The sequence below is a fragment of the Hujiaoplasma nucleasis genome (assembly GCF_013745115.1).
GTDB classification, from domain to species: Bacteria; Bacillota_I; Bacilli_A; order Izemoplasmatales; family Hujiaoplasmataceae; genus Hujiaoplasma; species Hujiaoplasma nucleasis.
The window spans coordinates 489,601-507,698 of record NZ_CP051151.1 but is presented as its reverse complement, the minus strand read 5'-3'; the positions used below and the strand labels follow the sequence as shown (position 1 = coordinate 507,698).

Here is an 18,098-nt window from a genome sequence, read left to right as displayed (position 1 = left end):
TTTAGGATAAACTTTAAGTGATTTTAAAAAGGAAGAGGTAAATAAATGAAAAAAATATTATTAGTATTCTTACTAGCATTAGTCTTATCAGTATCTGCATGTACAAATGATGATGCATGGGATTCAAGTAAAAATATCACCGTCTATACTAGAGACACATCAAGTGGGACCAGAGCTGGTTTTATGGAAGGTATAGATTTCTCAGACGCCGCTGAAAATGATGGCCTATTGGTTGATGGATTCTTAATCAAAGACAACACAGGGATTTTATCATCAATTGAAGTTGATCAATATGGTATAGGTTACATTTCATTAGCAAGTTTAAATGACAAGGTAAAAGGTTTACAATTTGAAGGTGTTGATCCAACCAAACAAAATGTTGTTAACAATACTTATGGATTAAAAAGACCATTCAATTATATAATCCGTTCGTTAGACGATTTCGCTAATGACACAGAAAGAGACATTACTTTAGCTTTTGTTGCTTTCTTGAATACATCTGATGGTGCAGATATTATTACCAATGAAGGTGCAATTTCTCTATCAAGCAATGGTACATGGGATGATATTAAAGATCAACATCCGGTATGTTCATTAGATAATTCATCAATCACCATTAAATTCGGAGGTTCTGATTCGATTGAAAAAATTGCTTTAGCCTTAACAGAATCATTCGCTCCAAAATGTGGTAACTTTGTTCCTGAACATGAACACACAGGATCATCAGATGGTTTTAAAAGAACACAAGGTTCAGAAAAAGATGGTGACAATTACAAACATGTAGGTTTTGCAAGTCGTCCATTTAAAGATTCAGAAGTAGGTTCAGAAGGCACACAAGGTCAATTGGCTTGGGATGCAATCGTTGTTATCGTACATAAAGAAAATTTAGTCAATAATTTAACAGCAGAAGAAATTAAGAAAATCTATCGTGGTGACTTCTTAACTTGGGATGAATTACTATAAAAAAATTGAATAAGATTGCCCTTTATAGGGCAATTTTGTCGTTAGGAGCCTTATGTTGAAAATATTTAATACAATCAAAATCAAATTACAATCTAAACATAAAAAAGACTATATTGATATCTTTGTGAAAGCATTATTCTTTTTAACAACCCTCATATCAGCTTCCTTTATTGTTATTATCGCTATCTTTATTTTAAGAGAAGGTATTAGACCCTTTATCGATGATTATGATGGGATTGGTCGGGTCAATCTTATTCGCTTTTTAATGGGTACAACTTGGCTAGAAGGACAAACTTTTCAATCCAACTTATACGGTGTCGGTTTTATCATCATTAACACCTTATACATCGCTTTTTTATCATTGTTTTTGTCCCTTCCTATTGGAGTTTTAACTGCTTTATTTATAGCAAAAATAGCCCCAAAAAGATTGGCCAGTGTCTTAAGAACAATTATTGAATTGTTGGCTGCCATTCCTTCAATAGTTTATGGTCTTTTTGGTAGTGGTGTTATTTTAAAAATCATTTATGAAATGGCGAAAATCTTTGGTGTACAATCCAAGGGTGGAAATTCAGTTTTAGCTACAGTGATGGTTTTATCATTAATGATTTTACCAACCATCACTGCCTTATCTGAAGTAGCCATTAGATCTGTGAATAAAGATATAGAATTAGGATCTTTAGCCTTAGGAGCCACAAAAACTCAAACTCACTTTAAAGTGGTTTTAACATCAGCGAAGTCAGGTATATTTACTGCAGCTATATTAGGCGTTGGGAGAGCCCTTGGAGAAGCAACCGCTGTTAGTTTGGTCGCAGGTAATGCAAGAAGTGGACCAACATTTGCCTTCTTTGAAACAACAGCCACTTTAACATCTACGATGTTACAAGGGCTTAAAGAAACCATAGGTATAGATTATGATATTCGTTTCTCAGTTGGGATTGTTTTAATTGTTGTTATTTTAATCACAAACCTCACATTAAACTTTGTGAAAAAGAAAATAGGTAATGTCTATGTCAAATAAACGAAAAAGAATTGATAATTTATTAAAAGGAATAACCTACTTTTCAGCTTCCATCGCCGCTATTATCTTGCTTTTTATCATTATTTTTGTTTTCAAAAATGGCTTTGGTTTATTAAATATAGATTTAATCACCAATGACTATCATGCCAAATTCTATAATGGAGGTATTGAAGAAGTCACTGAATTTTCTAAAACACAAAGACCAAGTCATCTTAGTGATGAAGATTATTATTCAGAAAAATGGGGAATAGCCTTAAGAGATGATTTAGACAGAGAAGGTAAAGCTATGGTCATCGTATCATACATATCTGAAGATTCTCCACTTTATCAAATCTATGATAAAAACAATGATGATAATGATGAATTTATGATTGAAAAGGGAAATCTCATATCATCTATAAAGTTCGAAGATAAAGCATCTGCCTTAAGTGTTTATGGAGCCCAGCACATGATTCAAATATTAAATGAATCCAATCAATTTAGAGAAATAGTATTCTCTTCACTAGGCGGTGGTATCCGCGGTTCTTTAATCACCACCCTTTATATTATTGGTATCACACTAGCAATTGCCTTACCCATTGGAATTTTTTCAGCCATTTATTTAAATGAACTATCAAGAAAAAATAAAATAAACCAGATGATTCGGTCAATGATAGAAACACTTACAGGTGTCCCAAGTATTATCTATGGGTTAATGGGTTTAGCTGTATTTGTTCCCTTAACGGTAAAATACACACCAGCAACATCAGCCAACCTCATATCAGGTAGTTTAACCTTGGCTGTTATTTTATTACCAGTAATTATTAAAGCCACTGAAGAGTCATTAAAAGTCGTACCTGATGATTATAGACAGGCATCCTTGGCCTTAGGAGCCAATCGGACGCAAACGACATTTAAAGCTGTTTTACCATCTGCCTTGCCTGGTATTTTAACAGCCACCATCTTATCTATTGGGAGAATCATCGGAGAATCCGCTGCCTTAATATTTGCCATTGGTACTGCGGTTAAAGATAATATAACAATCTTTGGCAGATCTACGACCTTATCTGTACATATATGGTCTTTAATGACTGATGAACCAGCCAATATTGAATTGGCCTCTACCATAGCTTTAATCATATTAGTCATTGTATTATTATTAAATCTTATTGTGAAACTGATAAGTCATCAGTATCTCAAGAAATTAGCTTAAGGAGATAACCATCATGAATGAAGTATTTTCAATTAATGATTTAAATTTATATTACGGAAAATTTCAAGCCTTAAAAAACATCACTTTAAACTTAGAAAAAAATAAAGTCACTGCCCTTATTGGTCCATCGGGTTGTGGAAAATCAACCTTCTTAAGAACCTTAAATCGCATGAATGATTTAATTGATGAGGTCAGTATCGATGGCGAAGTCAAGTACCATCAAGAAAACATCTATCAAAAAAATTATGATGTTATATCGTTAAGAACTAAAGTAGGTATGGTTTTCCAAAAACCAAATCCCTTTCCCATGAGCATCTATGACAATGTGATTTATGGTCCTAAGTGTCAAGGGATAAAAAATAAAAACGAATTAGAAAGAATCGTTGAAACATCTTTAAAGAAAGCGGCCCTTTGGGATGAAGTCAAGGATAGATTAAAAGATTCTGCCTTAGACTTATCTGGTGGCCAGCAACAAAGACTATGTATTGCTAGAGCCATCGCAATGGAACCTGAAGTCATTCTTATGGATGAACCCACATCAGCTTTAGATCCAATTGCGACTTTAAAAATTGAAGAATTAATGAATGAACTCAAACAAAACTATGCCATAGTCATTGTGACCCACTCAATGCAACAAGCAGCTAGAATATCTGATCAGACAGCTTTCTTTTTAATGGGAGAACTCATAGAGTTTGATGAAACAGATAAAATCTTTTCCAATCCCAAGAAAAAGGAAACTGAAGATTATATTACTGGAAGATTTGGATAAAAATTGTATAAATAATCATAATCGGCTATAATAAAAGGAGAAAAAGATGACCTATAGAATAAGATTTGACCAAGAATTAGAAGAATTAAAAATATCTTTAATAAAAATGGGTGACTTAGTCACCAAACATATCCATCGTTCTTTAGAAACCTTCTTAAAAATGAATGCCCAACAAGCAGAAGAAATGATTAAGAAAGACAAAGAAGTCAACGATATGGAACATGCCATTGAAAAAGAATGCATGAGAATTATCTTAAGAGAACAACCGGTAGCTAAGGACTTAAGACTGATTACATCTATTTTAAAAATGATAACTGATTTAGAAAGAATTGGTGACCACGCGGTTGATATTTCAAAATTGACGATTTTTATGGAAAAAACCCAAGAACCTTTTGAAGTTATTGAAATTCATTCCATGGTAAAAACTTCTGAAGAAATGATTAAACAAGCATTAGAGTCTTTTGTAAATCAAGACTTAGTGATTGCTGAAGAAGTCATAAAAAAAGATGACTTAGTAGACCAAGATTTTTATGCCATAAGACAATTGGTTGCTAAGGCAATTAGAGAAAGTCATATTGATGCAGATTATGCCATTTACTTAATGATGGTTGCCAAATACTTAGAACGTATTGGTGATCATGCAGTTAACCTTGCTGAATGGGTTATATTTTCAATTACAGGTAAACATATATCTGATTAGGGGGCAAGAATGAAAGCATTGATTTATATTGTAGAAGATGATCCAAATATACAAAACGTGATTAAAATCGCTTTAAAGAATGCTCAATATGAAGTTGAGACTTTTCTTGATGGGAAAACCATGTTTCACCAACTAGAAAAAAGAATTCCTCACTTATTGATTGTTGACATCATGTTGCCAGGAATGGATGGTTTAGAAATCATCCAAAAGTTAAAAAAATCTTCACAATATAAAGACATAGGAATCATGATTGTATCCGCAAAATCAAGTGAATTAGATAAGGTTATGGGCTTAGATATAGGCGCTGATGATTATTTAATCAAACCCTTTGGAGTATTAGAATTAATCTCAAGAGTTAAGGCCTTATTAAGAAGACAGATGCCTGATGAAGATAACCAAGACTTATGTGTTCATGATTATATTCTCTCTGAGAAAACCCATAAACTTGCTTATCATTCACAATCTATATCTTTGACCAATAAACAATATGAGTTATTAAAAACAATGATGAAACATCCTGATGAAGTTTTAAGTAGAGATTTTCTTATGAGTGAAGTTTGGGGTTATGATTTTTATGGTGAAAGTCGGACACTTGATGTTCATATAAAAGAACTTAGAAAAAAAGTATATTTAATTAGCCAAAATAAAGAGTGGATTGAAACCATTCACGGAATAGGATTTAAGATAAGCCTATGAGAAGAAAAATAAATTTCGAATTTGTATTGATGATTTTAATAGCCATCGTTATTTTTATTATTGGCGCATCATTAATCGCAAGAAATTCATTAAACAATCTAACAGAACTTAATCTAAATCACTATCAAGATATGCTTGAGATTGAAGCCAATCAGAACAGTGATTATCAATCCATCATAGATAAGTACGAATCCTTAAATCAATACTTAAGAATTAGCTTTATTGATGAAAATGGCGTGGTTTTAGCTGATTCACTTGCGACAAACTTAGACAACCACATAAATCGACCAGAAATACAAAACATCGGTGAAGTCAGTATTCGATATTCTGACACCTTAAAGATTGACATGATGTATCTAGCAAACCAACTAGATAATGGTGATTATTTAAGGCTAGCAATTCCATCAGCCTCGATTTTACAATTTCTTAATGATTTTATCGGTTTAGCCATCGTTGTAGGGATCATTATTATTGTATTATCAATTATGTTAACCTCTGTCTTGATTAAACAATCTTTAAAACCATTAAAAGATATTTTACTCATATTAGAAGATATTAATGAAGGACAATATCGTGAGATTCTACCCTTAGAAAAATACGATGAGATCAATGGATTCATTCAAGAAATTAATAAAATAAGTGCTTCTATATCAAATAATATTTCTTCATTGAAATCAGAAAAATCCAAAACAGACTTCCTATTAGAGCATATGAACCAAGGTTTATGTGTTTTAAATAAACAAAAGCAAATCATCTTGTTAAATCATCATTTAAAAGAACTTTATAATTTCAATATAAATTTAAACATGCATAAGGATTATCGTTTCTTGTTTAGAGATGAATTAGTTCAAAAAGCCATTGAAAAAGCTTTTGAAAACAAAGAGGATTCACAAATTATCACTCAAATTAAAGATGCTTTCTATAACGTTTCTATAAGCTATAGAAAGACCCATTGGACCAATGAGTCTTCAGTGATTATTATTTATAATGATGTAAGCAATATGAAAGAAATCGAAATATTAAAAAGAGATTTCTTTGTCAATGCTTCTCATGAATTAAAATCTCCTTTAACATCAATCATAGGATCTGCAGATTTAATTTTACAAGATATGATTAAAGATGAAGCTACCCAAAAAGACCTCATAGAAAGGATTCATAATGAAGCTGTAAGAATGAACCTTTTGGTTATGGATATGTTGATGTTATCAGAGGTTGAAAATAAGCTAACACAAGACAAAATGTCGACAATAGATTTGGATAAATTAGTCGATGATGTTTTGACCAATTTAAGTTATGATATTGACAAGCAAAACATAGAAATTCATAGAAACATACAAGTAAAAACATACCAAATGAATGAAGAAGATTTATTCCAACTCATTAAAAATTTAGTTGAAAATGCTGTTAAATACAATAAAGATAATGGTCATGTATGGATAGACATATTTGAAGAAAATGACTATATAAATATTCTAATTAAAGATGATGGGATTGGCATAGCTAAGGAAGAACAAACAAGGATTTTTGAAAGATTCTACCGAGTTGATAAAGCAAGATCAAAAATGATTGGTGGTACTGGTTTAGGTTTATCTATTGTCAAACATATCCTAATTAATTACCATGGACACTATCAAATAAAGAGTCAAGTTTCTCAAGGGACAAGTATCAATATTCAACTTCCATTAATAAAAAAATAAAAGGCGATTGAATCGCCTTTTTCTTCTTTATTCAAATAACCTGCTTGTATAGGTTAAATAAGGTATTAAGTTGTTTAAGGCGTGAATGCCAATCACAACATAAACATTTCTTCCTGAATAGTAATAAATATAAGAGAATGATAAGCCCATAAAGGCATATGGAATGATTTGGATAAAATCTCCCCATCCAGCCACATGTAAGAAGCCAAAGATAAGCCCGGAAATAATGACAGCCCCTATATGTCCAAACCTTGGTTGGACAATATTATATAAACTTTTTCTAAAGACAGTTTCTTCAATAATTGGCGCAAAAATAACCAAGGAGAAGAATAGGGTTATAATTGAAATCCAATCAGAGGTGAACATTGATTGAATCGCTAATTCATTCATGGATGTTTCTTGAACATTTAAGCTTATCATGATGACTTGAGCTATAAAAGCCATTAAATAAACCAATAAGAAACCAGAAAAAATATGGCCAATATGTTTTTTAGGATCATTTTTAAAAGTGATAAAATCATCTACATAAGATTTTCTATTGATGAAAAACAAAGGAATTAAGAATAGAAAACCAAAAGAAAATTGTATTAGATTACTTAATTGGTTATTAAAAGGAACATAAGTACTTTGTTCAATGATCGTTGATTTTTCAGAAAAACTATGAGTATTCTCAACCAACCTATTTTCACCAGCCTGCAAATCTTCGTATCGATGGATGAAACCAGCGATAACTTCACCTTCTTCATCAAGAAGTAAAAAACGTAGATTCACAAGATCGATAAGACCACTGGTATGATTAGAAATCACTGCTTGATAATGTAAATCATAACCTTCTTCAGTTTGAACCCATGTATAATCAAATGCATCACTCACCCAATCTTTTGTTTTTTCAACGTGGTTATCTGAAATAATTCCAGAAACTAATGAAGAGGTGACTAGGTAGATTAGATAGGCTATTAAAATGATAATATTAACAAATTTATGTTTTTGATTTAAAACTCTGTTTTCTTCCATAGGACTCCCCAAAACTTGTAATATAAATATTATAACTTAAAACAAATAAAATGTATAGACTCTAGCTTTTTAATGCTTAGATGATTGACAAAACCGCATATTCAAGTATAATAAATACTATAAAAGTTAGGATGTGATTTATATGGCAAAACCATCATTTGCAGTGATTGGCTTAGGTCGATTCGGTAGGGCTTTAGTTGAAGAATTAATGAAGTTAGAAGCTGAAGTCTTAGTTATAGACAAAGACTATGAAAAAATCGAGAAAATAGGTAAAGCCTTAACAAATACTGTATGCTTAGATTCTACTGATGTAGAGGCTTTAAGAGAAGTTGGGATATCGAACTATGATAAAGTCGTTGTCGCAACTGGTATGGATGTTGATAGCTCAATTTTAACAACTTTAATTCTAAAAGACTTAGGGGTTAAAGAGGTTTATGTTAAAATTCAATCAGAATACCATGCAAAAGTCGTTGAAAAACTCGGGGTTGATCATGAACACTTAATATGGCCTGAAAGATCGACTGGAATTAGATTGGCTAAGATATTAGTATCCAATAGTTTTTTAGATTATTTTGAACTTGATGATGATTATTCTTTTATTACCTTAAAAGCAACTGATAAAGTGATTGGTAAAAACTTATTAGAATTAGATGTTCGTCGAAATTTTAATGTTAATATTGTGGCTATAAGACGTAATGATAAAATCATTATACCTTCATCAGAAACACCATTTATAGAAGGGGATGAGTTATTGTTTGTAGGTCACAATGATAATTCTAAGAAATTTTCTAAATGGTTAAATGGGAGAAAGATTAAGTTAAGTTAATACTTAACTTTTTTTCTATATGATGGAAATTATTATCGTCAGCGATAATCCTGGCAAAATCAAAGAATATCAAGATAAGTTAAAACCAATTAAATTGATTCCATATAAAAATATCCTTCCCATAGAAGATATACCTGAAACAGGTAAAACTTTTCGTCAAAACGCTTTTTTAAAAGCTGATACAGTTCATCGAATGACGAATAAAGCTTGTATAGCTGATGATTCAGGTTTGGTTGTAGAAAGTTTACCAGACGAACTTGGTGTCCACTCAAAACGATTTTCAATACAAATGACTGATGAAGCCAATAATAAACTATTGATAAAGAAGCTTAAAGGTATAGAAAATCGTAAAGCCTATTTTCATACAAGTATCTGTTTAATCCTACCATTTGAAAAACCTAGATTTTATGAAGGTCAAGTCCATGGAGAAATTATTGACCAACCTCAAGGTCACCATGGTTTTGGCTATGACCCAATCTTTAAAATTAATGAACTTAACCAAACTTTAGCTCAATTAGACATCCAAGAAAAAAATAAATTTTCCCACCGGGCCAAAGCCATGGATTTACTAATAAAGGACTTGAAAAATGAATATCCTGATCTTTTCTGATACACATGGAGACTTACAAGCCTATCAAGAAATGCGTTTATATGAACAAAATATAGATAAGATATATTGTTTAGGTGATTCAGGCTTTTCACTTGAATTTCTTGAAGAAGAAAATATATCTTCAGTAAGAGGCAATTATCCTTTTGGGCCAAAAGTGCCTTTTGATATTGTTGAAAATTTAGGAGCTTTTTCCTTGTTTTTAACTCATGGTCACCGATATTTTGTTAAATTTGGTTTATCAAATTTAAAGGAAAAAGCAAAAATCTTAAGAATGGATTTAGCCCTTTATGGTCACACACACAAAGCTAAGTTGATTCAAGAAAATCAATTAATTTTATTAAATCCGGGTGCTTTATCTTATTCAAGATCCCATCTTTTTCCATCTTATGCTAAAATGATTATAGAAGATTATAAAATTCATATCTATTTAATTAACCTAAAGACCCAAGAAGTCTTTCAAGAATTACATGAGGTTAAGCATGACTGATATAAAACCAAAGGTGAATGATCATAAAATACCTTTAGATGATAAGGGTTTTTTATTGATGGACCAAGTTGATACATACTTTAGAAGTCTATTTAAAGAAAAGCTTTATAAAGAAGCTATTGATTATTTAAATGATATTAAAAACCATGGTCCATTAAACAAACACGAAGATTTAATTAAATTGCATGATTTATATATAGAAATTCTACTTGAAATTGAAGATTATCCTTCATTACTTAATATTCTTATATCTAAAGAAAAATACCTAGAAACAAAAAAAAGTAAAACCATCCATCAATTTTATTTGGCCATTTGTTATGAAGGACTGCAACGTATTAAAGATGCTATCCAAGCCTTAGAGGCTATAGAAGATCATATCTCATCTCAAAATATTATTAATAAATATTTGAAACTTGCTTTATTATACATCCAAGAAAAAGACATATCACAAGCAAAGAACGCTTATACATATGCCCTTAATTTTGATAAAAACAAAGCAAACGAAATGTTTTTATTGGTTGAATCAGATCTTGCTTATCAAGAAAACGGATTGATTGATTCCATGAAAATCTATGAAGACTTCTTTATCAAAAGTCAGCGAAAGTTATCATATTTAAACCGCTTTATTCGTTTATCTATAGGATTAGAAAGATATACAGATGCTTATGAATTTTATAAAAGATATCTTGATAAAGTCATCAATCAAGCATCCATTCAAGCAAAAATCAATTTTTTCTCTTCAGCTTTGCCCTTATTAAAAGAACTTAATTCACAAGCCTATATAGAAGCAAATAACTACTTAAATGAGTTAAAGCAAAGAGAGAGTATCCATTTTGATGATTTTAATTATTATCAAATTTTACTGTCTCAATTAAAAGACCAACAAATATACCTTAAAGAAAGAGAAATTATACGTCAAACATTTATAGACTTAGATCGAAGTAAGGTTTTTAATAAGTTAGTTTATTTAAAAATAATAAATGCAAAAGTAGAATTATTGCATTTTTCTAAAAATTTATTATTAGAAAAAACTTATGAAGATTATCATCTAATTATTGATGATATTTTAAAAGATGACTATAAAAATACTTATCCAAGAATGTTAATGGATACTTTTATCTTTGTTGATGATACTACAGATTATATCTTTGTAGAAAAAGTGCAAGAAAATGAATTTCTCCTAAGCTATACAAGAAAAGATAACTTTGATTTAGGAAAAAAAATAACTATTTTAAGTGCTCTAATCTTATCCGGGAAATTACGCCAATATCAATTGAAAAACAATCAAGATATGGAACTTCATGCCCTTAAATCATTCATGGATATGAAAGATTTAGGATTGGTAAAAATAAAGAATCATCAGATGATTTTCTTGAATCAACAAGCAAAAAAAATATTAAATTTAGAAAAAGATATGGTTGCCTTCAATGAAATTCAAAAAGAAATGAGTCCTATGCTCTATCTAGACCAACTGATCCAAGCAAAGTCTTGGCAAGTCTCTTATAAGCAAGATGAACTTAGACTCTGGTCGTTTTTATTAGATTATGATATCTATCTTTTGGTAGAAGAAGTCAAAGAAAACAATCTTAATGAACAAGATTTAGAATGGAAGAAAAATCAAAATCATGGTGTCTTATTGATCGATATAAGCAATTATAAATCAGTCATTCAATATTATGGTTTTAGTGTTTATCTAGATAAACTCAATGATTTACTATCCCAAATCTCTTCCTTTTCTAACCACCATTCACTTGCTTATAAGCTTGAAAACCATCATCACTTATATATCTTATTGAATACTAGAGATAAAAGAGTGACAGAAAGATTTTCAAATAAATTAAGTAAGGCTTATGAAGGCTTATTTAATTTTTCATATGCTTACCAAGCCATGAATTATGAATTTAATAAAGTCAAAAGCTCTTTAATTCAATTAATGGCTCATAACATTTCACAAGAAGTTATTTATTCAGATAAGTCTATACGTAAGCAAGAAGAAACAGAAAGTTTATATCTTCAAACACTTGATAATATCATAAAACAAAAAACCATAAAATTAAAACATCTATATATAAAAAACTGGAAGCATCAAAAAGTAACCCATATTGAAATTAAGCCCCATCATTTAAATATTTTAACAGATAAGAAAGTATTAAATGATGTTTTAGACAAAAATGATTTAAATATAGCTTATGATAAATTGATCATGAATTCATTAATTCAAGAATCTAAGAAGTTAGATAAATTACTAAGATGGATATTACCTATTTCGATCGATTCTATCAAATCAAAAAAAGCCTTTAATTATTTGCTAAGAAGACTTGAAGTCATGAAAAACCACCATGTGAGTTTTGTCTTAGATATAGATGATTATCTGAAGTTATCATCATCTGACCAAACTTACTTACAAGAAAAGGAAATATCTATTTGTATTAAAGGACAAATTAGGGATATATTTACCCTAGAGTCTTTAAAAACATTAGATTATGTTTATATAGATGAATCAACTTTTAATCATGAATTTAATCAAATATGGATTGATGCATTAAAAAAACGTTTTAAGCATATCATTTACGATCATGGACAAGAGACTTTGGTTAAAGCTGACTTAGAGAGAATGGATATAGAATTAATAAAAGGTGAATATGCAGGTCAAGAAAATGATTAATGTTTTTTCACTTTAATTGAGCCCTAAATTATGGTAAAATAATACGTCTTATATCTATAAACATTGAAAGGAATAATCATAGATGAATAGAAAAGAATTTAGAGAAGAAATGATGAAAATAATCTATGCTTATATCATGAATCCTGAACAAGATTTTTCAGCTTATGATGAAAACATATTAAATACATTCAAAGACTTTTTGGTTTTTGTTGAAGATATCGATCACATGATTGAAAAGCATTTGGTGAACTGGTCACTTCAACGTTTGAATTACGTTGATTTAGCCATTATTCGTTATGCAGTCTATGAACTTGTATACTTGGAACAAGCCAAAGAGATTGTGATGAATGAAGCCTTAGAACTTACAAAAAAATATTCAAACCTAGATGATGATTTGGCAAGAAAGTTTAACAACCGCTTATTACAAAACATTGTGGATGGCTTGAGTGATCAAGATGCCTAAATATTTAACTGTTACGGCCTTAAACAGGTATTTAAAATTTAAATTTGATTCTGATACAGAATTACAATCTATCCTCTTAAAAGCTGAAATTTCTAATTTTAAACGACATTCTAGAGGACATTTATACTTAACTTTAAAGGATGAAAACTCACAAGTTGCTGCGGTCATGTTTTCATCACATACGAAAACATTGAATTTTCAACCCAAAGATGGAGATAAAATCATTATTTCTGGTTATGTTTCTATTTATGAACCCTACGGAAATTATCAGGTTTATATAACAAAAATGGAAGTGGATGGTATTGGGGATTTATACCTTGCTTATGAAAAACTAAAAACCACTTTACAAGCTGAAGGATTATTTAGAGAAGAATATAAAAAAGAATTACCGGTTTTACCAAAAAAAGTAGGCGTCATCACTTCAAAAACTGGAGCTGCAGTTAGAGATATTATTAATGTTATTGGTCAAAGATTTCCTTTAACTAAAATCATCGTATATCCAGCTTCTGTTCAAGGTGTCTTTGCTAAAGATGAAATCGTTAAACAAATCCAAAAAGCCAACAATGACCCAATGGTTGACGTAATCATTTTGGGTCGAGGCGGAGGTTCTATTGAAGATTTGTGGCCATTTAATGAAGAAATCGTGGCTAGGGCTATTTTCGAATCAAAAATACCGATTATTTCAGCCGTAGGTCATGAAACTGATTTTACAATTGCTGACTTTGTGGCTGATAAAAGAGCTTCTACCCCTTCACACGCTGCTGAAATGGTTGTGCCTCATCACCAAGAACTTATGGAAAAAATTCATCAATATCAAACAAGAATGAATCAAGCTTTGTTTAACACATACCAAAGTTTAAAATCAAAATATATTCATCTTGTTAATCAAAACATCTTTAAACAACCCTTAAGAATCATTCAAAATCAAGATTTAACTTTTGGACATCTATATGATTCTTTAATCAAAAATAACCCAAAAAAGCAAATAGAGAAAAACCAAGAAAAAGTAAAGCAATATTATCAAAACATGCAATCATCTTTTAAACATCAAGTAGAGATTAATCAACACTTATTTAAAAGACTTATAGAATCTTTAGACCATGTTAATCCTTTATCAATTATGTCTAAAGGCTATGCGGTCGTAAATCAAAATCATCAAATAAAAAAATCAATAAAAGAGATTGATAATAATCATGATTTATCAGTTCTCATGCACGATGGAGAATTGTTATGTAAAGTGTTAGAGGTGAAAGGAAAAGACCATGAGTAAACCAACTTTTGAAGAAAATCTAAAGTCATTAGAACTTATAGTAAAGAAACTAGAATCAGGAGATTTATCACTTGATGAATCTGTTAAAATTTATAATGAGGGTATAGAACTAGCTAAAGAATGTCATAAAGAATTAAAAGACGCTGAACAAATCATTGTTAAATTAATGAATGATGATCAATTAGAGGATTTCAATCAAGAGTAGTATGAATCTTCTAGATATAAAAGACCCTCAATTCTTAAAAGATTTATCCGTCAAAGAACTTAACGAATTATCATCAGATATTCGTTCTTTTTTGATTGATGAAATATCAAAAACAGGTGGACATCTAGCTTCTAACTTAGGGGTTGTTGAACTGACCATTGCCATTCATAAAGTTTTTAATTCTCCCATTGATCGAATCGTGTTTGATGTAGGACACCAATCATATGTACATAAAATACTAACAGGGAGAGCCAAAGATTTTTCAAGTCTAAGACAGTTTAATGGTTTATCAGGCTATCAAAAAGTTGATGAGTCAGTTCATGACCATTGGGAAGCAGGACATTCTTCAACAGCTATATCAGCCATTTCTGGTTTTGAAGTTCTTAGATCTGAAAAAAATGAAAATTATAAAAACATCGCTGTGGTTGGGGATGGTTCTTTAAATAGTGGGTTGTCTTTTGAGGCTTTAAATTTCTTGGGTCACTCTAAACTAAAACCCATCATTATTTTGAATGATAATGACCAATCAATATCTAAAAATGTCGGTCGTTTAAATAAAATACTTAACAAGATGCGTTCTTCTAAATTTTATGCAATGGCTAAAAAATCAAGAAGAAGATTACCCAAATTCATCTATAATTTAAAGGTAAGAACCGCCAATATGATTAGGGGCTTTGCCAATAATATCACAATATTTGATGAATTAGGCTTTTCATACTATGGGCCTATAGATGGCCATGATATGAAAACACTATTAAAATTCTTAGAAATAGCTAAAAATAAAAACAAACCAGTCGTCTTACATGTTGTCACAACAAAGGGTAAGGGTTACAAACCTGCAGAAGAAGATCAATCTGGCTTATGGCATGGTGTTGGTCCTTTTAATAAAGATACAGGCTTACCTATCCAGAAAAAAGAAGATAATCAAGCATCATGGAGTAATATAGTATCAGACTATATGATGCATTATGCAAAAAAACATGATGATTTTAAAATTATTGTTCCAGCCATGATTTTAGGTTCAGGTTTGAGTGACTTTGAAGAAACCTATCCTGATAAATTAATTGATGTGGGTATATGTGAGTCATTCTCAGTATGTTTTTCAGCTGCTTTATCTAAAGACTTACAAGTATTTTTACCTATTTACTCATCATTTTTACAAAGAGCTTATGACCAAGTTGTTCACGATTTAACAAGACAGAATTTAAAAATAGTCATGGGCATAGATCGAGCCGGTGTCGTTGGTGGCGATGGGGACACACATCAAGGTATCTATGATATTGCCTTTTTAAAACATATACCGAATATTGAAATAGTACAACCTTCTAACGCTGTTGAAGCATGGCAATTATTTGATTATGCCTTTCATCACGCAAAACATTCAATAGCCATTAGATATTCTAGGAATTCAACAAAAATCTACATGAATGAAAACTATGAACCCATCCTAAAACCCCTATGGAAAACATATTTAAATGACGGTCAATACAACTTAATTGCTTACGGAGATAACTTTGTTCGTATGCAAAAGTATATTGAGGAGAATCAATTAAAGATTAATTTATACAATGCTTTGTTTATAAAGCCTATGGACTTAGATACTTTAAATCTTATTATTAAGTCTCAATTACCGACATTTGTATTAGAAGATGTCACAAAAATTAGTGGCTTAGGATCATCGATTTTAGAGTATTTGTCAGACACTGATCAATCACTAAAAGTGAAAATACTAGCTCTACCAGATGTCTTTATTGAGCATGGATCACAAAAAGAAATTTATAAAAAATATCAACTTGATGAGGAAAGTATCATACAAACAATCCTTCAATCATAGGAGGCCATATGTTAAAAAAACTAAAGATAAAAGATTTTGCTATTATAGATGATATTGAACTTGATTTTTATGAAGGTATGACAGTATTAACAGGTGAAACTGGAGCTGGGAAAAGTATTTTAATTGATGCTATTTCTTTATTGCTTGGTGAACGTGCTGATAAAACCATGGTAAGAAACAAAGCTGAAGAAGCCTCAGTTTTGGGTATTTTTGAAGTCAAACATCCAGAATTGAAAAATTTATTGAGTCATTATGATATTGAATATAATGATGATATTTCTATTCACAGGATAATCTCGAGAGATAATCAAAATATCATTAAAATTAATGATCAAAGGGTCTCTTTAAAAGTTGTATCTGATATATCATCTTATATAGCTGATATCCATTCACAATTTGATACCACTTCCTTGATTCACCCCGAAAATTATATCCAATTAATAGATCATTTTAGAAAAGATAAGGTAAATGAATATCTAAATTCCTATAGGCAACAACAAAACGCATATTTAAAAACCTATGATGATTACTATCAATTGAAAAACAAAAAAGTTGAAACCATGAAACAATTAGATTTATTTGAATTTCAACTTAAAGAATTATCAAAATTATCCTTAGAAGCAGATGAACTAGAAACATTATATGAAAAAGTAAAGGTTTTAAATAACATTGACAAGATAAACTATAATTTAGCTCAAAGTCAGGCAATTTTAAATGATCAAGGTTTGATAGATAACTTATATATCGTTAAAAATAATATAGAAGAACTTGAAGATACTTCTAAAGACTTTAAAGAAATATCAGAAAGGTTGAATAATCTTTATTATGAGTTAAAAGATATAGCAGATGAGATTGAAGATAAGCAAGATTCCTTGGATTATGATCCAAGCGAATTAGAAACCATGAACCAACGTATCAATGATTTAGAAAAAATTCAAAAAAAATATGATAAATCAATCAGTGAATTGATTGAATATCAAGCCTCACTACTTGATATTATCAATACCATTGAAAACTTTGATGATATAATTCTTGAAAAAGAAAATATACTTGAAAAAGAATATTTGCTTTTAATTGAACAAGCCAAACAATTGTCTATGTTAAGACAAACCATAGCTAAAAAAATCACACAAGAAATTATTGATACATTAAAAGAACTTGAAATTGAGTATGCGGATTTTATGATCGAGTTTCAAGATATTGAATTTAAAGATAAATTTAATAAAAGTCAATTTAAATCAGATGGTATCGATCAAGTTGATTTCCTAATTTCAACAAACAAAGGTGAACCTTTAAAAGCTTTATCTAAAACTGCCAGTGGTGGTGAGATGAGCAGAGTAATGCTAACCTTTAAAACAATTTTCGCTAAAAGCCAAAAAATACCTACCATTATTTTTGATGAAATTGACACAGGTATTTCTGGTTATATCGCAAAGAAAATTGGTAGAAAAATATCAGAAACATCAAGATTTTCTCAAGTTATTTCTATTACCCATATACCTCAGGTAGTTGCAGAAGGCATTCATCATTTATCCATAAGAAAGAAAGTTGAAAACAATCAAACCAAGGTACAGGTTAAGTATTTAACTTATGATGAACGTGTAGAAGAAATAGCACAGATGATGTCAGCTGAAGCAGTGACTGATTCAGCGAGGAACATTGCAAAAGAACTACTAGCAAGAACTTAAA

Annotated in this window: 17 protein-coding genes; 16 read left to right on the top strand and 1 reads right to left on the bottom strand. The window is 30.3% G+C overall.

The genetic code is table 11. From position 1 onward, the window contains the following. The first annotated feature begins 45 nt into the window (after positions 1-45). Genes HF295_RS02285 through HF295_RS02255 form a run of 7 tightly spaced genes read left to right on the top strand, consistent with a single transcriptional unit; the run spans position 46 to position 7,035 of the window. The gene (locus tag HF295_RS02285; protein WP_312032229.1) at positions 46-963 is read left to right on the top strand and encodes a substrate-binding domain-containing protein; all 918 of its coding nucleotides are present in this window, start codon (positions 46-48) and stop codon (positions 961-963) included. A 52-nt stretch (positions 964-1,015) separates the two neighbouring features. Next, positions 1,016-1,981: a phosphate ABC transporter permease subunit PstC gene (gene pstC, locus HF295_RS02280; RefSeq protein WP_376739671.1), complete on the top strand. Its 966-nt coding sequence runs from the start codon at positions 1,016-1,018 to the stop codon at positions 1,979-1,981. Next, positions 1,971-3,173, top strand: coding sequence for a phosphate ABC transporter permease PstA (gene pstA, locus HF295_RS02275; RefSeq protein WP_312032227.1), 1,203 nt, complete (start codon positions 1,971-1,973; stop codon positions 3,171-3,173). The genes pstC and pstA overlap by 11 nt, the downstream gene beginning before the upstream one ends. Positions 3,174-3,186: 13 nt before the next feature. Continuing rightward, complete coding sequence (gene pstB / locus HF295_RS02270; protein ID WP_312032226.1) at positions 3,187-3,942, top strand: phosphate ABC transporter ATP-binding protein PstB; 756 nt, start codon at positions 3,187-3,189, stop codon at positions 3,940-3,942. Positions 3,943-3,988: 46 nt separating this feature from the next. Beyond that, positions 3,989-4,642, top strand: coding sequence for a phosphate signaling complex protein PhoU (phoU, locus tag HF295_RS02265; protein ID WP_312032225.1), 654 nt, complete (start codon positions 3,989-3,991; stop codon positions 4,640-4,642). A gap of 9 nt (positions 4,643-4,651) precedes the next feature. After that, positions 4,652-5,338, top strand: a complete 687-nt coding sequence (locus HF295_RS02260; RefSeq protein WP_312032224.1) for a response regulator transcription factor — start codon at positions 4,652-4,654, stop codon at positions 5,336-5,338. Next, complete coding sequence (locus HF295_RS02255) at positions 5,335-7,035, top strand: ATP-binding protein (RefSeq protein ID WP_312032223.1); 1,701 nt, start codon at positions 5,335-5,337, stop codon at positions 7,033-7,035. Before HF295_RS02260 ends, HF295_RS02255 begins: the two co-directional genes overlap by 4 nt. 27 nt (positions 7,036-7,062) lie before the next feature. Here HF295_RS02255 and HF295_RS02250 read toward each other — a convergent pair whose 3' ends face one another. Beyond that, entirely contained in the window at positions 7,063-8,049 is a 987-nt protein-coding gene (locus HF295_RS02250; RefSeq protein WP_312032222.1) for a CPBP family intramembrane glutamic endopeptidase, read from the bottom strand. Between the two features lie 142 nt (positions 8,050-8,191). On the opposite strand from HF295_RS02250, the gene HF295_RS02245 reads away from it, so the two are divergent. The 9 genes from HF295_RS02245 to recN all read left to right on the top strand — a co-directional run bounded on the left by HF295_RS02245 (position 8,192) and on the right by recN (position 18,097). Further along, entirely contained in the window at positions 8,192-8,875 is a 684-nt protein-coding gene (locus HF295_RS02245) for a potassium channel family protein (RefSeq protein ID WP_312032221.1), read from the top strand. Positions 8,876-8,894: 19 nt separating this feature from the next. Then, on the top strand, positions 8,895-9,485 hold the full coding sequence (gene rdgB / locus HF295_RS02240) for an RdgB/HAM1 family non-canonical purine NTP pyrophosphatase (RefSeq protein ID WP_312032220.1): 591 nt from the start codon (positions 8,895-8,897) through the stop codon (positions 9,483-9,485). Continuing rightward, positions 9,463-9,972, top strand: a complete 510-nt coding sequence (locus HF295_RS02235) for a metallophosphoesterase family protein (RefSeq protein WP_312032219.1) — start codon at positions 9,463-9,465, stop codon at positions 9,970-9,972. The genes rdgB and HF295_RS02235 overlap by 23 nt, the downstream gene beginning before the upstream one ends. Then, the gene (locus HF295_RS02230) at positions 9,965-12,637 is read left to right on the top strand and encodes a tetratricopeptide repeat protein (RefSeq protein ID WP_312032218.1); all 2,673 of its coding nucleotides are present in this window, start codon (positions 9,965-9,967) and stop codon (positions 12,635-12,637) included. The genes HF295_RS02235 and HF295_RS02230 overlap by 8 nt, the downstream gene beginning before the upstream one ends. A gap of 82 nt (positions 12,638-12,719) precedes the next feature. Next, positions 12,720-13,100 (top strand): transcription antitermination factor NusB, encoded by a 381-nt coding sequence (locus HF295_RS02225; RefSeq protein WP_312032217.1) that lies wholly within the window; start codon positions 12,720-12,722, stop codon positions 13,098-13,100. Beyond that, positions 13,093-14,370, top strand: a complete 1,278-nt coding sequence (xseA, locus tag HF295_RS02220) for an exodeoxyribonuclease VII large subunit (RefSeq protein ID WP_312032216.1) — start codon at positions 13,093-13,095, stop codon at positions 14,368-14,370. Before HF295_RS02225 ends, xseA begins: the two co-directional genes overlap by 8 nt. Continuing rightward, positions 14,363-14,575, top strand: a complete 213-nt coding sequence (xseB, locus tag HF295_RS02215) for an exodeoxyribonuclease VII small subunit (RefSeq protein WP_312032215.1) — start codon at positions 14,363-14,365, stop codon at positions 14,573-14,575. The genes xseA and xseB overlap by 8 nt, the downstream gene beginning before the upstream one ends. A gap of 1 nt (position 14,576) precedes the next feature. Next, complete coding sequence (gene dxs / locus HF295_RS02210) at positions 14,577-16,409, top strand: 1-deoxy-D-xylulose-5-phosphate synthase (protein ID WP_312032214.1); 1,833 nt, start codon at positions 14,577-14,579, stop codon at positions 16,407-16,409. An 8-nt stretch (positions 16,410-16,417) separates the two neighbouring features. Further along, positions 16,418-18,097, top strand: a complete 1,680-nt coding sequence (gene recN, locus HF295_RS02205; RefSeq protein ID WP_312032213.1) for a DNA repair protein RecN — start codon at positions 16,418-16,420, stop codon at positions 18,095-18,097. The last annotated feature ends 1 nt before the right edge of the window (position 18,098 follow it).